22 protein-coding genes and 4 tRNA genes are annotated in these 17,437 nt (G+C 47.9%); 16 read left to right on the forward strand and 10 right to left on the reverse strand.

Annotation, left to right across the window (positions count from 1 at the left end; translation table 11 throughout):
- The first annotated feature begins 2 nt into the window (after positions 1-2).
- From F461_RS0112910 to F461_RS0112935, 6 genes are read left to right on the forward strand one after another with little or no spacing between them, the layout of a single operon-like run.
- Positions 3-446 (forward strand): hypothetical protein, encoded by a 444-nt coding sequence (locus tag F461_RS0112910; protein ID WP_020001581.1) that lies wholly within the window; start codon positions 3-5, stop codon positions 444-446.
- A gap of 11 nt (positions 447-457) precedes the next feature.
- The gene (locus F461_RS0112915; RefSeq protein ID WP_020001582.1) at positions 458-772 is read left to right on the forward strand and encodes a hypothetical protein; all 315 of its coding nucleotides are present in this window, start codon (positions 458-460) and stop codon (positions 770-772) included.
- A 17-nt stretch (positions 773-789) separates the two neighbouring features.
- Positions 790-972 (forward strand): hypothetical protein, encoded by a 183-nt coding sequence (locus tag F461_RS0112920; RefSeq protein ID WP_020001583.1) that lies wholly within the window; start codon positions 790-792, stop codon positions 970-972.
- A 38-nt stretch (positions 973-1,010) separates the two neighbouring features.
- Positions 1,011-3,173, forward strand: a complete 2,163-nt coding sequence (locus F461_RS0112925) for a phage tail tape measure protein (RefSeq protein ID WP_020001584.1) — start codon at positions 1,011-1,013, stop codon at positions 3,171-3,173.
- A complete protein-coding gene (locus F461_RS0112930; RefSeq protein WP_020001585.1) occupies positions 3,173-3,682 on the forward strand; it encodes a baseplate complex protein in 510 nt (169 codons plus the stop codon). Before F461_RS0112925 ends, F461_RS0112930 begins: the two co-directional genes overlap by 1 nt.
- Positions 3,682-4,500, forward strand: a complete 819-nt coding sequence (locus F461_RS0112935) for a hypothetical protein (RefSeq protein WP_020001586.1) — start codon at positions 3,682-3,684, stop codon at positions 4,498-4,500. Before F461_RS0112930 ends, F461_RS0112935 begins: the two co-directional genes overlap by 1 nt.
- On the opposite strand, the gene F461_RS0112940 is transcribed toward F461_RS0112935, so the two are convergent.
- On the reverse strand, positions 4,469-4,717 hold the full coding sequence (locus F461_RS0112940) for a hypothetical protein (RefSeq protein WP_020001587.1): 249 nt from the start codon (positions 4,715-4,717) through the stop codon (positions 4,469-4,471). The genes F461_RS0112935 and F461_RS0112940 overlap by 32 nt on opposite strands.
- A 34-nt stretch (positions 4,718-4,751) precedes the next feature.
- On the opposite strand from F461_RS0112940, the gene F461_RS0112945 reads away from it, so the two are divergent.
- A complete protein-coding gene (locus F461_RS0112945) occupies positions 4,752-5,453 on the forward strand; it encodes a hypothetical protein (protein ID WP_020001588.1) in 702 nt (233 codons plus the stop codon).
- A 3-nt stretch (positions 5,454-5,456) separates the two neighbouring features.
- Here F461_RS0112945 and F461_RS0112950 read toward each other — a convergent pair whose 3' ends face one another.
- Complete coding sequence (locus F461_RS0112950) at positions 5,457-5,825, reverse strand: hypothetical protein (protein ID WP_235633748.1); 369 nt, start codon at positions 5,823-5,825, stop codon at positions 5,457-5,459.
- A gap of 103 nt (positions 5,826-5,928) precedes the next feature.
- Here F461_RS0112950 and F461_RS0112955 point away from each other — a divergent pair, with 103 nt between their 5' ends.
- The 8 genes from F461_RS0112955 (at position 5,929) to F461_RS0112995 (ending at position 12,317) form a co-directional block, all read left to right on the forward strand.
- On the forward strand, positions 5,929-6,387 hold the full coding sequence (locus tag F461_RS0112955; protein ID WP_034606467.1) for a baseplate assembly protein: 459 nt from the start codon (positions 5,929-5,931) through the stop codon (positions 6,385-6,387).
- The gene (locus F461_RS0112960; RefSeq protein ID WP_020001591.1) at positions 6,356-7,513 is read left to right on the forward strand and encodes a baseplate J/gp47 family protein; all 1,158 of its coding nucleotides are present in this window, start codon (positions 6,356-6,358) and stop codon (positions 7,511-7,513) included. Before F461_RS0112955 ends, F461_RS0112960 begins: the two co-directional genes overlap by 32 nt.
- Positions 7,514-7,517: 4 nt before the next feature.
- Complete coding sequence (locus tag F461_RS0112965) at positions 7,518-8,168, forward strand: phage tail protein (RefSeq protein ID WP_020001592.1); 651 nt, start codon at positions 7,518-7,520, stop codon at positions 8,166-8,168.
- Positions 8,169-8,174: 6 nt separating this feature from the next.
- Positions 8,175-9,689, forward strand: coding sequence for a phage tail protein (locus F461_RS19535; protein ID WP_020001593.1), 1,515 nt, complete (start codon positions 8,175-8,177; stop codon positions 9,687-9,689).
- 9 nt (positions 9,690-9,698) lie between these two features.
- Positions 9,699-10,070 carry a hypothetical protein gene (locus F461_RS17900; protein WP_020001594.1) on the forward strand — a complete coding sequence of 124 codons (372 nt, stop codon included), beginning with the start codon at positions 9,699-9,701 and terminating at the stop codon, positions 10,068-10,070.
- A gap of 206 nt (positions 10,071-10,276) precedes the next feature.
- Positions 10,277-10,423 (forward strand): Com family DNA-binding transcriptional regulator, encoded by a 147-nt coding sequence (locus F461_RS19095; protein ID WP_073020954.1) that lies wholly within the window; start codon positions 10,277-10,279, stop codon positions 10,421-10,423.
- Positions 10,424-10,605: 182 nt separating this feature from the next.
- A complete protein-coding gene (locus F461_RS0112990) occupies positions 10,606-11,739 on the forward strand; it encodes a GNAT family N-acetyltransferase (protein ID WP_020001596.1) in 1,134 nt (377 codons plus the stop codon).
- A complete protein-coding gene (locus tag F461_RS0112995; RefSeq protein ID WP_020001597.1) occupies positions 11,730-12,317 on the forward strand; it encodes a formyltransferase family protein in 588 nt (195 codons plus the stop codon). Before F461_RS0112990 ends, F461_RS0112995 begins: the two co-directional genes overlap by 10 nt.
- A gap of 221 nt (positions 12,318-12,538) precedes the next feature.
- Here F461_RS0112995 and F461_RS0113000 read toward each other — a convergent pair.
- The 8 genes from F461_RS0113000 to F461_RS0113035 all read right to left on the reverse strand — a co-directional run bounded on the left by F461_RS0113000 (position 12,539) and on the right by F461_RS0113035 (position 16,239).
- Positions 12,539-12,615: transfer RNA gene (locus F461_RS0113000), tRNA-Pro, on the reverse strand.
- 162 nt (positions 12,616-12,777) lie between these two features.
- On the reverse strand, positions 12,778-13,464 hold the full coding sequence (locus tag F461_RS0113005) for a DUF554 domain-containing protein (protein WP_020001598.1): 687 nt from the start codon (positions 13,462-13,464) through the stop codon (positions 12,778-12,780).
- Positions 13,465-13,620: 156 nt separating this feature from the next.
- Positions 13,621-13,697, reverse strand: a tRNA-Pro gene (locus tag F461_RS0113010).
- A 235-nt stretch (positions 13,698-13,932) separates the two neighbouring features.
- Positions 13,933-14,009 (reverse strand) — tRNA-Pro (locus F461_RS0113015).
- 234 nt (positions 14,010-14,243) lie between these two features.
- Positions 14,244-14,320: transfer RNA gene (locus F461_RS0113020), tRNA-Pro, on the reverse strand.
- A gap of 61 nt (positions 14,321-14,381) precedes the next feature.
- Positions 14,382-14,885, reverse strand: coding sequence for a cob(I)yrinic acid a,c-diamide adenosyltransferase (locus F461_RS0113025; RefSeq protein ID WP_020001599.1), 504 nt, complete (start codon positions 14,883-14,885; stop codon positions 14,382-14,384).
- Positions 14,872-15,912: an AmmeMemoRadiSam system radical SAM enzyme gene (gene amrS / locus F461_RS0113030; protein WP_020001600.1), complete on the reverse strand. Its 1,041-nt coding sequence runs from the start codon at positions 15,910-15,912 to the stop codon at positions 14,872-14,874. The genes F461_RS0113025 and amrS overlap by 14 nt, the downstream gene beginning before the upstream one ends.
- 6 nt (positions 15,913-15,918) lie before the next feature.
- On the reverse strand, positions 15,919-16,239 hold the full coding sequence (locus tag F461_RS0113035) for a hypothetical protein (RefSeq protein ID WP_020001601.1): 321 nt from the start codon (positions 16,237-16,239) through the stop codon (positions 15,919-15,921).
- 89 nt (positions 16,240-16,328) lie between these two features.
- Between F461_RS0113035 and purM the strand changes: the two genes are divergently transcribed.
- On the forward strand, positions 16,329-17,384 hold the full coding sequence (gene purM, locus F461_RS0113040; RefSeq protein ID WP_020001602.1) for a phosphoribosylformylglycinamidine cyclo-ligase: 1,056 nt from the start codon (positions 16,329-16,331) through the stop codon (positions 17,382-17,384).
- Positions 17,385-17,437 lie beyond the last annotated feature (53 nt).

Consider the following 17,437-nt stretch of genomic DNA (forward strand, 5'->3'; position numbering starts at 1 on the left):
ATATGGAAGAATCGGCTGTTACAATTAATGGGAAAACACACGACTGGGAAAGCGTCACCGTTACAGGTCCTCACGGTGTGTTCATCGGGATCACGGATATCAACTGGAAGTCCAGCCAAAAGAAAAAGCGGGTGTACGGTAAAGGAGTAACCAGCATCGGCGCTACTCGTGGCAACTATGAGGCAACCACAAGCATGACTTTGCTTGTGAGTGAATATCAGGATTTGGCAAAATCTCTGACAAAAGGAATCTACAGCACCCCGTTTGATGTTGCTTTAACCTTTGAGCCGGAAGGCGCGACAAAGCACGAAGTGGTAATCAAGCAGATCATGGTTGATGAGCTGGATGAATCCGCAAAGCAGGGTGATGAAGAAGCAACCGTAAAACTCTCCGGCACGGCACTTATGATCGAACGTGATGGCAAGCCGGATTACGAAACTAAGTAAGGAATCGACTCATGCCAGAAGCTACAGAAGTAAAAAAAGACGTAAAATATTCTCCCTTCACTGCTGATTATGAAGATTTTGATGGAAACGAACGTAAATACACCTTGCGGTTTCGTCGTCCGGGCAGAAAAGAACTGACGACCATTGCCAAGACCTCCAAGGCAAAACAGTTTGATGTAATGTGTAAGGTAATTACGCAAATTGCGCACCCGGATGATGTTGAGCAGATGAAAGACATCATTAAAAACGAACCAGTGCTTGCGCTGAGCTTCGTGGATACTGTCTTCAAAAAATGCGGTTCAGGAGTGGTTGAGCCGGGAAACTAGAAAAAACCAGAACGGCGGTGAAAAACAACGCTGTTCTGGTTTATGCCGATTTAGTCCGCTACTGGCTCCGCATTGAGCCTTCCGAAGATATGGACGACTTCGGAGAGGAAGTCGCCAGAGCGATGGTGATGGAAGAACGTTTCATGCAGCAGCAAGCGGCGGTTTTCTCCAAAGTTCTTAAAGCGTCAGCTGAAACCTAACATACAACATTAATCCTTTTTTGGAGGCAAGTACCTCTATGGAAGTCTTCGAAGTTTTTGCAACATTTAGTTTGCTCGACAACCTTTCGGGTCCTCTGAACAGGATTCGCCAGTCATTTCGCTCTACAGACGCTGAAGGAGGCCGCCTATCAAACATGATGGGCGGCCTTACTAAAAAGTTACTCCCGCTAGCGATGGCAGCGGGGATTGTACTTGGAGCCTTTGCGCCCGCTGTAGGCGTTGCAATGGAATTTGAGGCCGCGTTGTCCGGTCTTGGTGCAATCAGTAACGCAAGCGCTGCTGATATGAATGTGATGAAGCAATCCGCCTTAGACCTTGGCGCAAGCACCGCCTTTAGTGCCGCACAGGTAGCCGGGGCGCAGACGGAACTTGCAAAGAAAGGTTTTACAGCAAATCAGGTTGTAGGCTCTATGCCGGGTTTGCTTGATCTGGCGGCGGCAGCGCAGACCAGTCTTGCTAACGCAGCTGGCGTTACGTCTGGTGCGCTTAACTCTTTTCATATGAAAGCCTCACAAGCAGCAGAAGTTGCAGATATTATTGCGGCTGCTTCAACCACCAGTGCGACTGACGTAGATGGGTTGGGCATGGCCTTGCAGAATGCGGGTGCTGTTGTAGCAGGCGTAGGCGGCGATTTTGCGTTGCTTGCAGCCATTACGGGCAAGCTTGCCGACGCCAACATTAACGCCGCTGTTGCAGGTACCGCCACTAAAATTATGTTTAACCGCCTTTCAGCTCCTACTGGTGGCGCAGCAAAACAATTAGAAAGTCTAGGCATTGCTACCCGTGATGCTCAGGGAAATATGCTCCCATTTTTAGACATTATGGGCAGCCTTGAAGGCGCAATGCAGGGCAAAGGGACAGCAGAGCAAGCCGAGATTCTTAAAACAATTTTTGGTGAAGAGGCCGTTGGCTCTGTAACCGCGCTGTTGGGGCAGGGGGTAGACTCATTACGGGAGTACCATGACACCTTGAATAACAGCACAGGCACAGCCTCAGCTATGGCGGCAAAGCAGCTTGATAACCTGAAGGGCTCCCTTACTATTTTGGACTCCGGCGTGGAGGGGCTTTCTATTTCAGTTGGTAGTGTATTCACGCCAGCGCTTAAGATTTTAGTTGATGCCGTGACAGTGGTTGTCGGATGGCTGAATGCAATGGCCTCACACCCTATAGGTAAGGCAATTCTTGCGCTTATTGGTGGGGTTGCAGCTGTTACGCTTGCGGTTACGTTGTTTTCTGCTGTTTCTTGGGCAGCCACTGCGGCAGTGAGCGCTATGAACTTAGCGATTCTTGCTAACCCGATAGCGCTTGCTGCGGCCGCCGTGATCGCTGGCGCAATAGTCATTATGTCCTATTGGGGAGAAATTAAAGATTTCTTTGCTTCGTTATGGGAACCAGTGGCGGCTTTTGCTGACGAGGTGGAATACGCATGGAACCGTATTGCCGGGGCATTCCATATGGATGGTATAGCGGGCGTTGTTGAAGCTGTCTTAGGACTATTCAATATTGACCTTTCAGATTCTGGTCGGAAGCTGCTTACAAGCTTTATTGATGGCCTGAAGCTTATGTTTACGCCCCTCCGAGTGCTCGTTTCTTCAGTAGGGCACATCTTTGATTTCCTGCGGGGTGACATTTCATTGTTTGAGGCTGGCAAAAGGATTTTTGGCAGTTTAGTGGACGGGATCAAGTCCATGGCGACAGCGCCTTTCGAGGCCGTAAAAGCTGGACTGGCACGTGTCCGTAACCTGCTGCCGTTTTCAGACGCTAAAGAAGGTCCGCTTTCAGCTCTTACCCTTAACGGGCAGAAAGTTATGGATACTATTGGCGAAGGGGTAGGTAAGGCCGCCCCCGGCCTTCACGCAACGGCAGCAAAAGCATTGTCGGGCATTGCCATTCCCGAGCCACAGCCGAACATTGTTCCAGAATTTCCAAGTCCACCAAAACAAGTTGAGCTAGGGGAGAAAGTTGAGCTTTTAGCACCACCTCTAGAGCCACAAGGGGAGCCCCGCGCCAACATAAGGGCTGAGAATAGTGAGCGTAAGTCCGAGCGGGCGTCAGGGAACGTTGTTATTCAAAATCTTACTGTGACTTTGCCTGACGTGAGCAACGCGCAGGACTTTGTATCTGCTCTTCAGCAGCTCGTGGCGGAGTTTGACGGTCAGACGCCACAGGGAGCTTGTTAATGGACGGTTACATTTCATTTGAGCACGGGGAGCTACGGTTAGGAAATACACTTGTTCCGGGCGTTCTCTCTCGTCTTTCCGTAGATGGGAAAGTTAGGTTTGATGAGGCAGAGCAAGACGGGCGCTCCGGTAAAGCTAAGGTGCCGATGGGTTGGGAAGACGCGGCTGTGTCCGTTACGCTGGAACTTCTGACAGACGAAAAGTCTAGCTGTTACGATAAACTAGCCTCTCTCACTCGCCTTTATCAGGGGCATGATTCCGGCGGTAATCCTATGGTGTATCGCACAGTAAATGCGCATCTTGCGGCAAGGAACATTGACGAGGTTGTCTTTGATGGCCTTAACAGCTCTGAAAATGATCAGTCAGATTCTATTACTGTGAGCCTGCGGTTCGTAGAACACAACCCGCCTATTCAACTTGCTGAAAAGCGTTCTGCGTCTGGCACCGCACCGGAGGCAACATCAAGCGCTGATCCGGGGTTGTCTGATCACATCTTAGGTGGCCGCTGATGTCTAGGATTTACGGCATAGAGCTATCAATCCAGATTGGAAGCTACCTTTTCAATCGTGCGCCGCGTTGCATCATTACCTATGACCGCCATACCGTATTGAGCCGTGCGGAAATTCATGTGCCCAACCATGTTTTTGGTGCAGCGGAAAATACTTTGTCTAGTTTGTCTCAGTTTCAGGAAGTTTCTATTGAGGTGGGTTATCGTAATCAAAAGCCGCATAAATGGGCGGGCGCTGTTGACGGTTGGAAGCAAGGCCAAGGCAACAAGCGCGATCAGCTCATAATCTATGCAGCAGGCGTTGAGCTGCCGTTAGTGCAAAAGACTATTCGCGAAATGTGGGTGGACGAGCCCGCATCAGCCATTGCCAAACGTATTTTGGAAGCAAGCGGTCTGACAGTGGGCGTTGTGGATGTGCCTCAGGAGATTATTCCGCGTATGACGTTGGCAACTGTTCCGCTCTGGCAGGCCATGCAGCAGCTTTCAAATACCTTGCAGCAGGGGCATGGCCGGAAAATGGCAGATCACGCCTTATGGGTGGATGAAGCAAAACTTGTCAATTTTGCCCCATGCGACCATTGGCAGGATACGACGCCAGTTATCGCAACAGGCGCGGGGCTTATTCGGCATACCCCGTCACAGACGGTAAGCGGGCGTAGCGAGGTTGAGACCTTCCTGCTGCCGACTATGCGGGCGGGAATGCGATTTACACTAAAAGATTCCTGCAAAGGGATTGCAGGAACCTTCAGAGCGTTACGGGTAACGCACAGCGTTAAGCCGAACAAGGCTAGGACGGTTTTGAGCTACAACGAAACTTAATACTAAGATCTTCGCTATTTTTTGTCTGAATAGTCGCTTGCAGAATAGAGCCGTGATGATCGAAGTCATAACAATCATTAATTGTTAACTGTTCATAACTAGATTTATCTATCGCGGTGGCTTCAAAAATAAGTTCGCAGTTGCCTTGAGCCACGCCTGTGGTGGTACCAAATTTCATTGGCGTATTAATGTTTATCAGTTTTTTATTAAGAAGCATGTATTCTCCTAAGGTGTAAAACAGAAATGTAATTATGAAAAACAACCAACTACTACAGCTTATTAAACGCGTTGTCGAATTAACAATGCCTAATCTAAGAGCCTACTACCGCATGACACGCAAAGCGAAAGTCGTACAAACTTACGCTAGCGACGGGCGTTATTGGGCTGACGTGCAGCCGCTAAAGAATGATGAGTCAGAAGACACAACTGAGCCGATCGTTGCAAAGGTTGAAATTCCTATTTTGTGGGGTGGAAAAGATAGAGGCGTTGTTTGCCCGCCAATGGTGGGAACACTGTGTGACCTGAGTTACTACGACGGAGACCCTAACTACCCTCGCATCAGCAATTTCCGCTGGCAAGGTAACGGCGCTCCCAACTGTGGCGTAGGCGAGTTTGTCATTCAGGCAGACCCAACAACATATATTAAAATAGATGCTGAAAATAATTTGATTGAGGTAACACCCGCCAGCTCCAGAACAGAGATTGGCGGCGATAAGGATGAAACCATAGGCGGCACATGGACAATCAAAGCACCGAAGATTGTCCAAGAGGGTAACGTGCAGGCAACAGGCGCAGGCGGCGGGGTAGGCACTACTACCGTCAAAGCTCACACTGAACAAGAAGGCAGCCTAACAGTTTTAGGGCACGTGCAGTGTTCTTCCCTCAGCGTAGCAGGCGACACAGATATTAGTGGCAACTGCCACGCTGGGAGTCGGAGTGGTGGATCTATATAGCGATTATTTAGGGGCTAGTTTGAAATAGTTAATAAGGTATTGCCCTAACAAGGTACCCAAAGCCCCTATGATGACGCCCCACAGGACGTCTGCAAACCTTCTCGGTGGAAAAAATAGATTTTTAATTTTGTTAATAGGCTGTTCAGCTTGAAGGTGGTCGAGACCTTTAGAGGTGATTTGAATTTTAGGTAATGGGCAAGAATAACCGAGTGTAGCGATCTGATTCTTATCAAAATCTATAAATTCGATCAGACCACGTTGCTCAAGGTCATTAAGGTTAAAAAAAAGTTTATCTTCGCAGAGTTCAGTTACCACCTGATCGATAGTTTGTTTTTGGGAAGCGAAGTGTTCATCGTATATAGGACGATACACGTGCTCTGCCACAGCAATCCTTGAAAAGTTGCAGCAGGTTGCCAAGATGTCTTTTTGGAATGCCCTGTTTATTTTGCTCATAATGATTTTTATGGAGTTTTTTGTGTCGAGTATTTTCGCCCAAGACATAGCTTTAGACGATACCTTGCAGGCCAAGGTGGCAGCAGATGGAACGCTGGTTCTGACCAATGGCGTTGAAACTGGCATTCAGGATATCTGGCTTGCGTTACGCACATACCTTGGCACCCTGTTTTATCACAAAGAGTTCGGCTCTCTTGTGCCGGACTGGATAAAAGAAGAGTCAAGTTCTTCTAGCAGGTTAGCGTTTGCATTGGAAGTGCAGCGCACCATTCGTACAGACCCGCGTGTGGTGGTCGGTTCCGAGCGGTGCAGCGTGGTGGCTTGGGACGAAGCAGGCATTACTGCTGAGGCCGTATGGTGTTTTATCGATCAAGACCATGAATACAACCTTACGTTTACTGTCAACGAAACCGGAAAAATGAAGCAGGTACTTGCCGATGCAAAACCAAATGCCAATACCACGTCTTTCAAAATCGCTTGATGACTGCCGCCAGATGCTCTTTGCCCGCATTGAGGAAGTGCAGGACGAGTATCAGGCCAAGGGGTGGCTGCCACGAAGACTTAACCTGAATAAAGGCGTGGTGCGTGGCCTTATTGAATTGTTCGCATGGGGCATCTATCAGCTTTACCAGTTATTGGAAGCAACATTTCGGCAAGGTTTTGCAAAGCATGCTGATGCGGAGTGGCTAGACCTTCATGCGGATCAGGTGGAGCAACCACGTAAACAGGCCACTAAAGCTAGAGGTAATATTGAGTTTGGCCGGGAAGGTGATCAGGGCAATACCGTTATTCCAAAAGGCCGTATATTGCGGACAAAGCCGGACGGCAAAGGGCAAGTGTACCGCTATGTGACCACAAAAGACATGGTTCTTCCGGACGGTGTAAGCAACGTGATGGTTCCGGTCGAAGCCGAAGAGTACGGCAGCGCAAGCAACCTGACAGCAGGACAGTACCTTGAGCTTGTGACGCCTGTTTCCGGCATCACGAAAATCACAGTTAAGGCGGATTGGCTTACGCAGGAAGGCGCGGACACCGAAGCCGATCATAAGCTTACACCGCGTATTCCTCTTGCATGGCTTGGTAACAACGGCGTTACAAAGCACGCCTATGAAAGTTGGGTAATGCCTGTAACGGGGGTAGTTGCCTGCCGCGTGCTTGATCAACACCCACGTGGGCAAGGTACCGTGGACGTTATCATAAAAGGTACAGCCGGAATTCCCACAAATGAGCTGCTTGAAGCTGTACGCCAAGCCATTAATGAAAACTATCCTGTAAATGATGACTGGGAAGTGCGCGCACCACAATCCGTAGCCGTGGCACTTAGCGCTACGCTTCAGTGCTACCCTGATACCCAATTAGAAGAAATTAAGCTCAAGGCAGAAGAACGTGTCCGGGCATTGTTTACTGACCCGACCGCTGTCGTTGGAATTACGCCGTTACAAATCGGGGAAGACCTGACGAAAGATAGATTAGTTGCTGCCATTATGGCGGTGCCGGGCATTAAACAAATTACTTGGAGTGGGGCGGCAGACTTTCCCGTTATGCAAGACGGACTTGCTGTATTATCCAGCATAACCCTAACGGCAACAGCCGCGTCGGAAAGCTAGCAGCTTGAAAAGTATCTTCTGGAAATACTTTAAGGATGTGCTTGGGTGGGCGCTTATCCATTCACCGGGTCCTATTTCAGTCATCGCGAAAGGTGTTGCACTGGTTTTTGACGATATCCGTGAAGATATTTTCTGGCTTCGGGATCAGCTCAACCCGCTGACTTGTGAGGAACAGAATCTTCCAACACACGGCGCTACTCGTGGGATATCCCGGCATCCGTTGGAATCAACTGACCAGTATAGAAAGCGGGTAGTGAAAGCGTATGCTTGGCATCGGCAAGGCGGTAAGGCCGAAGGCATGCCGCAGATATTGAAGCACTACGGGTATAATGGATGCACCTTCTATAACTGCCGGAAGGACGACGCCGCTAAGTGGGCAGAGTTTAAAACGCAAATTCCAGTACCAGAGCGTGGACTAGAAGCTAACGATTACGCGCTGGTTACTTGGGCAGTTCAGGAGACAAAGCCTGCTCGTTCAAAGCTTTCGGCATTGCAAACGCATACAGTGACACAAGGCACGGTGAACGCTTCAGGTACATTGCTTCTTGGCTCGGTTGTTACCTTGGAGCCAGAAAAGCCGAAAGACGCTGTCTTGGATATAACTATTTCTTCAGGCTGTGGCCTGCATACAATCACAACAACAAGTCTTGGATAAAACATTATGTCATTATTTCTTACAAAAGCCGGGCTTGCCGCATTGGTTGAAGCTGAAGAAAGCGGCACTAAATTACAGGCAACTCATATGGCCTTGGGTGATGGTCATGGTTCAGTACCTGAGCACACAACAAGCTCGCCTTCGCTCATTAATGAGGTATGGCGGGGCGCATTGCAGTCCATCACCATTAATGAACAAGGCGATACTGATGCGGGTAAACAAGTTGTATTTGAAGCACATGTGCCTATTAACGCAGGTGGCTGGTATATCCGAGAGGTTGCCTTGTACGCGGGTGATGTGCTGCTAGCGATTGGTACACATCCGGTCATGTGGAAGCCAGCGCCGGAAGAACCAACAAAGATGGAGCATGTAATTAAGGCTCCTGTGACGTTTAGTAATGCTGATTCGGTATCACTTATTGTCGATCCGGCTGTTGTATTGGCCAGTCAGGCGTTCGTGAAGGATGAGCTAGCAAAGCATGATGGTGACCCTAACGCGCACTCTGAAATGAAAACGCATATGGAAGATAAAGGCGATCCTCACGGTACTATTCCTGACGGTGGCGAAACAGGACAAGTGCTTCTTAAACAGGAAGACGGGAGCCTCGCATGGGGAACAGTTGCAGGTGTTCCTGTCGGTCAATTGTGTTTCTCAACAAACGGCGCGGCTCTCCCCGGTACAGTTCCGGTCAACGTAAAGCAAAAAGTACGTTGTGACCTGTATCCGCAGTTGTTCGAATGGATGAAGGGCAGCACGTACTTGACCGATGAATCTGCATGGGACGCGGAAGCAACGGCGCAGGACGGCACATGCGGCAAGTACTGTTGGGATGGTGGGGACTACTTCATTTTGCCATGCTACACCCGCTATTTTGCGGCGGCACATGCTGGTAAAGAGGCTGGCTCTTGGGATGGAGATGCAATTCGGAACATCACAGGGCGCTGGGAACAGGCAGCAAGTGGACAGTCAACGAAAGGAACGTCGGCGGGCGCAATTACAGCTCTTGGCTTGCAACGAGGTCAAGAAGCAGAAGGCTCATCTGGTCCGTTCAACGGTTTTGATTTTGATGCTTCTCGCGAAGTTCCAATAGCCGAAGAAAATCGCCCAAAAACCTCCTACGTTTTGCCCTGCATTAAAGCGTTTGATGTGCCTATCAATGCCGCTAATGTAGACATTCAGGCATTAGCACAACAGGTGGCGGCTATTAATGGGAATAAAGTTGACCGTTCCGAGTGGGGGGAAGTTAATAATAAGGTGGATAAAAGCGAGTGGGTGGAGTTGGTGCCAGATAGAGCATGGCGGTTTCCAAACGGGCTTATTATCCAAACTGCACCTACAGGGGATATTGCAAATAACTCCGTTATTGCTTTTCCCGTTGCTTTTAACGCACCCCCATTCTCCGTTGTTCTTGGTGACGGGGCAGGTGCAAACCCTAATGCTGTTCTTTCCTATGACAAGTATTCGTTCAAAGTAAACACGAGTGGGTCTGCTCAAGCATATTACTTCGCTATTGGACGTTAGGAGACAAACATGAAACGCTATTTTTCTCCAGAAACAAAGAGTTTTTATATTGAAGGTGTTGGTTCTATCCCTGCAGATGCAGTGCCTGTTACGCTTGAGCAGCATATAGAGATGCAATCAGCTAAAGAGAACGGAAAAATCATTCAATCTGACGAAAACGGCAAACCCGTTGCCGTGGAGCCACCTCCCGAGCCAGAGCCCGAACCGCCAACTTATGAGGAATTACGCCAAACAGCTATTCTTGAAAAATGGCCTATGGCGGCACAGCTGGAAGCATTGACGGAGGCGGCTGAAGATCCAGCAAGACCTGAAAAGATGAACCAGCTGCTTGCTGACGTTCAAGAGGTTAAAGCCAAATATCCGAAACCAGAGGGCGAGTAGTATTTTGTTCTTTGAAAATTGAAAGGGAAGAAAAAGAAAAGGAACAGGCGAGGGCGTAAGTACCGCCCCCACTGATGCGGTGTACCAGCACCGCACCACGGCCTCATGAATGGATGGAGCCACCCATGAAGATATACCGCTGCTCCAATTGTCTGATCAGACTAAGGAGCCTTGTATCTAAAGGGCTTACAATTTGGCAACTCAAAATGAGAAAAGAAATCCGATGCGGTAACTGTAACCGCCTATTAGCGAAAGGCACAGCAACAGACCTTGAAATAAAATGTCCACGTTGCGGGGCAATTAACCATGTGAGTGACACGAGCACCGAACAGGAACGGCGTGACCGTCCGTAAGGACAGTGCATGGAGAATAAGACAGAGCTTCCGGAGCTAGCCCCGGAGGCTCCGGGAAGGCCAAAAGACACCCGGTATAAAGAGCAGTTTGGGGTCATTGTGATCTGCAAAACAGAAGCAGAGCATAAAAAAATGTATGAACGCCTGCACGCGCAAGGCTATAAATGTAGGGCGGTACGGACATGAAAATAGAAATTACTCATTCATGCCCAAATTATTCATCATACCGCGCTGCCTGTGTGAAGTCCTTATTTAATGTTGATGCGGGGAATAGCTTCTCATTAATAGCTGACCTGCCAATTGAAGAAGATGGCTGGCAAGTTGGTCTTGTCATCGGTCCTTCAGGTTCCGGCAAGTCGTCAATCGGAAGCGCGCTTTCCGCGGACGGATTCACAATGCATCAAGAGCGGGCTTGGCCAGACGATGCACCTATTATTGATGTTATCGCACCGGAGGGTGATTGGCAGGCCGTGACAGGGGCATTGTCCGCTGTAGGGCTAGGAGATGTCCCCGCATGGCTTCGCCCATACCGCGTGCTTTCAACAGGCGAAAAGTTCAGAGCGGAGCTTGCACGAATTGTAAGCGAAAAGCCGGAGCGGATCGTTATTGATGAATTTTCCTCGGTTGTAGACCGCCAAATCGCCAAAGTCGGAGCACACGCCTTTGCCAAGGCATGGCGCAGAACATCAGGCAAGGCCGTATTGCTCTCTTGTCATTATGACATTCTAGAATGGGTGCAACCCGACTGGGTGTTTGATACGGCAACAGGTAAGTTTTGCCGGAGGTGTCTTCAACGACCACCAATTGAATTGGAAATCAGACAGACAGGCTGGGAATGGTGGGAGCATTTTGCGCCGCATCATTATTTAAAGCTTCCGCACATGATTGCTGCTACCTGTTACGTTGGCTTTGTGAACGGGGAGCCCGTAGCGCATTTGGCTGTAAGCACCCGCTCAAGAAATGAAGCCAGAGCATGCCGCTTAGTAGTAATGCCGGAATGGCAGGGCGCGGGTGTAGGGCTACGGTTCCTAAATGCTGTTTGCGATATGTGGCGAAGGGGTGAGAATAGGTACGAAAGGCCGATGCCTGTTTTGTTTCATACCTCGCATCCCGGACTTGCCGCAGCACTTAGAAGGCAACCTAAATGGTGTCAGGTGAGCGCAAAGCTATATGGAGCCAATAAAGCCCGGTGTGCTCGTAGCTTAGCAAAAAGCGCTGATCGAAGAGGGAAGAAGAAAACGGCCATGTCAGGTTACGGCGGGCACTTCAGGGCTGTCCAAGGCTTCCGCTACATGGGGGATATCCCATGCGAGTAATCATTATAGGGCAAGGCTGGCTAGCCGCTGAAGTTCTGAAAGGGATCAGCGCGGTCGAAGGAGTAAAAGTTATTGCGGTCACATCCGAAAGATGCGGTGACCGTTTTGCGAAAGCCGCTAATGATTTTAATGTGCCATTAATTGCAACGTTGGGAGACTTACCAGACTGCGACGTTATTCTAGCAGCTCATTGTCACCGTTTTGTATCAAGGGTTGTTAGGGATAAGGCAAAGCATGGTGTATTAGCATACCATCCGTCATTACTCCCTCGGCACCGGGGAAAAGATGCTATTCACTGGACGCTAGCAATGAAAGACTCCATTGCGGGCGGGACCGTATATAAGGTGGATGATGGAGCAGATACAGGTGAGATCATAGCTCAAGATTGGTGTCACGTTGCGGCGGATGATACCCCTCAATCCCTATGGCGTAGAGCACTCGCCCCAATGGGCGTAAGGCTGTTAATTGAAGCCATAACCCAGTTGAAAAATACCGGGCAGTTATCAACTCAAAAACAAGATGAAAGTTACGCAACATGGGAGCCGTCATTAAGCCGTTTCCAACTCAAATATACATAACTAAAAAAGGAGCTTCAGATTTTCACCTGAGGCTCCTTTTTACGAACAAATTTTTTCTCATTTCGAGAGTACAAAATTCTCATTTTGAGTGTCAGCTTACAATGGGTATGATTTGACTATTGCGTGATGTACCGCATGGTGACTTGTTTTCCCCTGCTACTTGAGAAGCGGAGTCGTGATATAAAAAAAGCTCACAGCATTTACTGTGAGCTTTAAAATCATGGTCGGAGAGACAGGATTCGAACCTGCGACCCTCTGGTCCCAAACCAGATGCGCTACCAACCTGCGCCACTCTCCGTCGCGAAAAAGGTACTAAGGAAAACCTGAGAGACTTGCAAGCAAAAAAAGCTGAAAAAACAAAATTTATGTAAAAAAAGCTGAACGTTTTGAATTTCAATGTAAAAAGGGAGCGTTCAGTTTGGCGTATCGTATTAATGAGTAATGCTACCTGCTGCCTCTGCTATCCTAGGAAATGAGCAAAAATTGGCGCAAAGAGGAGAGCGGGAAGCATATTGGTCAGTGAAATTGTGCGGAGCTCAAGCAGGCTGATGCCTATCCCGATAATTAGGGCACCACCGGTTGCTGTGAGCTCGGTCATCATACTTTCGGTCATGATTGGTTGCAAGTAGGTGGCGAACTCTGTGAGACTCCCCTGATAAAGAAAAACAGGAATGGCTGAAAATAAGACGCCAATGCCGTAGGTGGCGGCAAAAGCCATAGCCGCGAATCCATCAAGGATAGCTTTTGCAAATAATATGGTGTGCTCGCCGCGGAGCCCCTCTTCAAATGAACCAAGAATTGCCATGGAGCCAATGCAGAAAAGTACGGACGTCGAAACAAAGCCTTCAGTAAATTTTGAGTTATTCGATTTAACGAGGGTTTTAAGTTTGTCCGCGGCACGCGTCAGCATGTTTTCCAAGTTGAGCAATTCACCTGTGATGGAACCTAAAAGTACGCTAAAAACGAGAACTAGCAGGTTCTTACTTTGCATCCCCATCTGAACCCCGATGATAAGAACGCACAGACCAAGACCGGAAAATACGATATGCCGTACCCGCTCAGGCAAACGGCCACCAAGCGCAAGGCCGCATGTACCCCCGATGACGATACAGGCGACGTTGAATAATGATCCAAGAGGAAGAATCACAGTATTAACTCCAACTTGACAAGTTTGTTAATAAAAGGGGTTGATACGATGTATCTTTGCTAAAAGAAAGTGTTATTTGTTGGAAAAATCTATTTTGCGATTATGGTTTGAGCACACAAAAAAAGCTCACAGTAAATACTGTGAGCTTTAAAATCATGGTCGGAGAGACAGGATTCGAACCTGCGACCCTCTGGTCCCAAACCAGATGCGCTACCAACCTGCGCCACTCTCCGTCGCGGAAGAGTACTAAGGAAAACTAACACAACTTGCAAGTAAAAAATAAAGAAAAAATCAAATTACTGTATTCAGAAAGTAGTTTTGATTGCCTCGCAGGAGGAAGGACAGCGTCTGTCTTGTGAGTAGGGCGTGGACTATAGAGAATTGAGGTGAAGAATTGCGCAGTCGTAAATTTTGTTGTGACTAAAAAAATAAAAAAGCTCACGGCTTTCACCGTGAGCTTAAAATTCGTGGTCGGAGAGACAGGATTCGAACCTGCGACCCTCTGGTCCCAAACCAGATGCGCTACCAACCTGCGCCACTCTCCGTCGCGAAAGAGTACTAAGGAAAACTAACACAACTTGCAAGTAAAAAATGGAGAAAAAATCAAATTATTGTATTTGGGAAGCGTTTTTGATTGAACTGCAGGGGAAATGAAGGGGGGCTGTCTAGGGAACAGTAGACGGGCTATAGAGAATTGAGGTGAAGAATTACGCAGACGTAAATTTTGTTGTGACTAAAAAATAAAAAAGCTCACGGCTTTCACCGTGAGCTAAAATTCGTGGTCGGAGAGACAGGATTCGAACCTGCGACCCTCTGGTCCCAAACCAGATGCGCTACCAACCTGCGCCACTCTCCGTTGCGAAAAAGTGTTTAAGGGAAAGTTTTCTTGCTGGCAAGAGGAAATTTATAAATTAATGTTAAAATTCTATTCCCTTCTGTGCCGGAATGCCTGCTTTGTAATGGTGCTTTATTTCTGTCATCTCGGTAACAAGATCTGCCTCATCAATAAGCCATTTGGGAGCATTTCGGCCTGAAAGCACTAAGTGGGTGTCGTTGTTTCTTGCCAGTGCTATTATTTCTTCCAGTTCCTCACGGGTAATAAGCTTGGCAGAAAGGGCATAGAGCACCTCGTCAAGAATAAGCATATCAACGTCAAGGATGCGCTCTTTTGCCCACCAGATAAGCTTTTCAGAGGTTGCCCGATGCTTAGCAAATTGTTCAGGTTTGGTGAGGAAACCGTCACCTGGTGCAAAAAAGAGATTTCCCAGCAGCTTGTGTAACATATACTGCTCACCGGCCTGACTATCCCGCTTCATAAATTGTCCAAACGCAACGGTATGCTCCTGCCCCAGTGCTCGAATAGCCTGACCGACCGATGCTGTTGTTTTGCCCTTACCGTTTCCGGTGTTAACGAGAATCATGAGTACTCCATATGCCTGCAATTTTTGCCTTGCAGGTTGGACAGGTTGAATAATCGCCTTTAGCTGCGGTGTAGCCCTTACGTGGTATTACAGTGTGACCACATTCAGGACAATGGGTATCGCGTCCGTTGTGTCCTTGCACATTTCCTATGTATACATAATGCAATCCAGCTTTTTTGCCAATATCAGCGGCTTGTTCTAGCGTTTCCAGTGGAGTTGGAAAGTGGTTCTGCATTTTATATGTTGGATAGAATCGGGAAATGTGCCACGGAGTGTCACTGCCGAGCTCATCGTTAATAAAACGGGCAATGGTTGTGAGTTCTTTTTTGTTGTCGTTTTCTTCCGGGATGACCAGTGTGGTTACTTCCAGCCACCATCCCATATTGCGGATGGTTTTTAAGTTCTGAAGTACGGGGCGGATATGTGCTCCACAAATAGTGTGGTAGAATGACTCTGATGCGGCCTTCAGGTCTATATTGCAGGCATGGATTAGGTCTTTTAGTTCTGCAAGGCATTCAGGAGACTGGAATCCGTTGGAGACCATAATATTTTTTAAACCATGCTTTATGGCAAGTGCTGCTGTTTCTGCCATGAGTTCAAAAAAAATGGTTGGTTCAGAGTATGTATAGGCGATAGACTCTGCACCAGATTCAAGTGCCAGCTCGATAATATGTTCAGGCTTGGTCAGTTGCCCTGTAATGCATCCGGTTAGCCGGGGTGTTGTTGAGAGCGAATAGTTCTGGCAAAATGAACATGACAGGTTGCAGCCCACTGTGCCGAACGAGAACGTGTTTGTTCCGGGAAGAAAGTGGTACAGCGGTTTTTTCTCAACAGGATCTAAGTTGGCGGCCGCTACTTTATCGAACACAAGAGTAAACAGTTTACCATTTATGTTTTTACGTACACCACAGATTCCGGTATGATCCGGTGCAATATTGCAAAAGTGGCTGCAAAGTCTGCACTGAACGTTGGTAGGTGCAGAATCTTCCGACTTACCTAGAGGTCTCCATAGTCTCGCAAGGTGCATAGTAACCTACTTTTTGTATTTTGAGATGTCTGGTTTTAATTCAATAATGATCGGGTACTGACCACTAGTGTATTTATTACAATCATTCTCTTTTTGTTTTTGCGGTTTCACTTGCATGATTCTATCACCACTTGGAGAGTCTTCTTTGATAATGATGTCTGGAGAATCTGTTCCAATGACTCTGTCTTGTCTGTGTTCTTTAGAAATATTTTTGGCAAAAGTGGGGGAAGGGGCAAGTATTATTGCACATATTGCAACTGTAAAGAGCGTGTAAAACGCGTTTTTTGGTATGAATGAGGAAATCGTTGTAATTGAGATGTGGTGCATGTGTTTCTCCCTTGCTCTTTATTTCGTAAAAGCCTATGTACGGGCTTCCCGAAGGATCTTGTTATCATACTAGTATCAAGGAGCAGATAATGTCTGAAGATCGTTCAAGAGCGTATACCGAAGCAGGTGTTGATATTAATGCAGGAAACGCCCTTGTTGATAGAATTAAGCACGTTGTAGCCGATACCCATACGAAAGGTGTACTTTCTGATATTGGTGGCTTCGGTGGCTTATTCAAACCGGATCTGTCGGGTATGGAAGAGCCTGTGCTCGTGTCCGGAACCGATGGTGTTGGAACTAAGCTCAAGCTGGCCTTCATGTTCGACAAACATGATACAGTAGGTATCGACCTCGTTGCCATGAGCGTTAATGATATTCTGGTTCAGGGTGCAAAGCCACTCTTTTTCCTTGATTATTTCGCCACAGGTAAGCTTGATGTAGATAAAGCCGAGCAGGTGGTTGCCGGAGTGGCTGCGGGGTGCCGTATGTCCAAGATGGCTCTGCTGGGCGGAGAAACAGCTGAAATGGCTGATATGTATGAAGAAGGTGAGTACGACCTTGCCGGATTCTGTGTTGGCATGGTGGATAATGCCAATATCGTAGATGGGTCTGATATTCGTGTAGGTGATGCGATTATCGGTCTTGGTTCTACTGGTATCCATTCAAATGGATACACTCTCGTACGTAAACTTTTTGAAGAAAGCGGGCTCTCCGGTGATGATATCATGCCGGGTACAGACAAAAAAATGTCTGATGTGTTGCTTGAACCTACCGCCATTTATACAGAAATAGTAGGCGTGCTTATGCGAGATTTTAATCTCAAAGGCATGGTGCATGTGACCGGCGGTGGCTTCTACGACAATATCCCTCGCGTGCTTCATTCTTCCGTGCGCGCTTCTATCTCCTTTGGCTCATGGGATGTGCTTCCAGTATTTAACTGGTTGAAAGAGCAGGGTGATTTGAGCTGGCCGGAAATGCTGCAGATTTTTAACTGTGGTATCGGATATGCGATTATTGTGAACGCTGACGATAAGGACGATGTTATGTCCCGTCTCGAAGCAATGAATCAGGATGCATGGGTTATCGGCAGCATTGAAAAGCGCGATGACCAGGAAGTTGAACAGGTTGATGTGGTTTTTTCATAACCCGTTTGAAATTTCCAGTTTTTGCAATAAAGGCCGGACTCCGTTTGGGTGTC

It is taken from the genome of Halodesulfovibrio aestuarii DSM 17919 = ATCC 29578, from assembly GCF_000384815.1.
Classification (GTDB): domain Bacteria; phylum Desulfobacterota; class Desulfovibrionia; order Desulfovibrionales; family Desulfovibrionaceae; genus Halodesulfovibrio; species Halodesulfovibrio aestuarii.